Annotated in this window: 2 protein-coding genes; both read right to left on the minus strand. The window is 37.2% G+C overall.

Annotated elements, in window-relative coordinates:
- Positions 1-160: 160 nt before the first annotated feature.
- Positions 161-661, minus strand: a complete 501-nt coding sequence (locus R0J88_RS18605) for a hypothetical protein (RefSeq protein WP_410900682.1) — start codon at positions 659-661, stop codon at positions 161-163.
- A gap of 110 nt (positions 662-771) precedes the next feature.
- Positions 772-1,152 (minus strand): hypothetical protein, encoded by a 381-nt coding sequence (locus R0J88_RS18610; protein ID WP_410900683.1) that lies wholly within the window; start codon positions 1,150-1,152, stop codon positions 772-774.
- Between the last annotated feature and the right edge of the window lie 87 nt (positions 1,153-1,239).

Consider the following 1,239-nt stretch of genomic DNA (forward strand, 5'->3'; position numbering starts at 1 on the left):
AGCTAAAATAATTATGGCTTAAAAAGTTAGGCAAGGATCAGTGCGTTTAACTTGACAATGGGAGTCATACCAACGCCGTTGTAACCGGCAAATAATAGTTGGCTAAAATTTGTGAGGCACGAACAAAGCCAACTGTTATTTGTCCGCGTTTACAACCTTGTTAGGGCAACTTTACTAAGTAATTTATGATAGTTTCATTTGGTCTATGAACTTTAGATGCAAATTGTATTGCATCAACAGCACCATACTTTTTTGCCGCTTCATTGATTAACTTAGATTTTTTATTTGCCCCAAGTTTTAGTAACTCATTAACTGCAATAGGATCTGAATATAAAATTGCAGCATGTAGAGGGGTAAAACCTATTGAATCTCTTTGCTCAATGTCAGCCCCACAGCTAACCATACTTTTAAGTACGGTACTAAACTTTGAATTTAAAATTTCGCGACCAGCAACAACAGCACCCAAAAGTGAATTTGGTTCAGCATCATCAGCGCTAATGCTAGGGCAAGACTCGAGCCACAACTCACTAACTGCACCAAGTACAGAGTTTTCCTGAGCGATATAGTGCAAATGATAAGTAAACTCTTGCTTTAAGTAAAAGTACACAGCAAAACTAAGGAGCATAAAAGAGAACATAACAATAATGATAAGTTTTTTCACTGTACTCTCCTTGTTGCCCTAACGCCCTGTTAATGGGCAAAATTTAGTTGGCTAGAATAAGCGACGAAGGAGCAAAAGCCAACTGTATTTTGTCCTTGTTTAACAGCTTGTTATGAGTACATTTGATACTGTACTAAAAGGCTACTAAGTGTAAAAACAACACCAAAGTTAAAACCAAATTTTGCGTACCACATAGGGACTGTAGTTTGACCGCTTTGCTCTGTTGGGTTTTGTGCTACCAACCAGAACCCGTAAGCCCACCCTAGAATATTATGAGTTATATAAAAGACGGGAATCAATATCTGCCAATTTTGAAACTCCAAATTAAATAAAGCGACTATTGAAACAATAGCCCATAAAAATTCTATAGTTGTCGTAACTACGGAAAACTGACCCGCTTTGATAACACAAGAGTTTTTTACGATTAGATAACCATCATAAATGACAATCAGTCCAATTATGACACTAATGCCTAAATATACTTCTAACATTGCTTGTACTCATAACGCCCACTTAAGCGGACAAAAATGGTTGGCTATAATGTGGAGCGAAGCGGAACGTAGCCAACTGTTTTTGTT

It is taken from the genome of Pseudoalteromonas sp. SIMBA_162, assembly GCF_046535955.1.
In the GTDB taxonomy this organism is placed as follows: Bacteria; Pseudomonadota; Gammaproteobacteria; order Enterobacterales; family Alteromonadaceae; genus Pseudoalteromonas; species Pseudoalteromonas marina.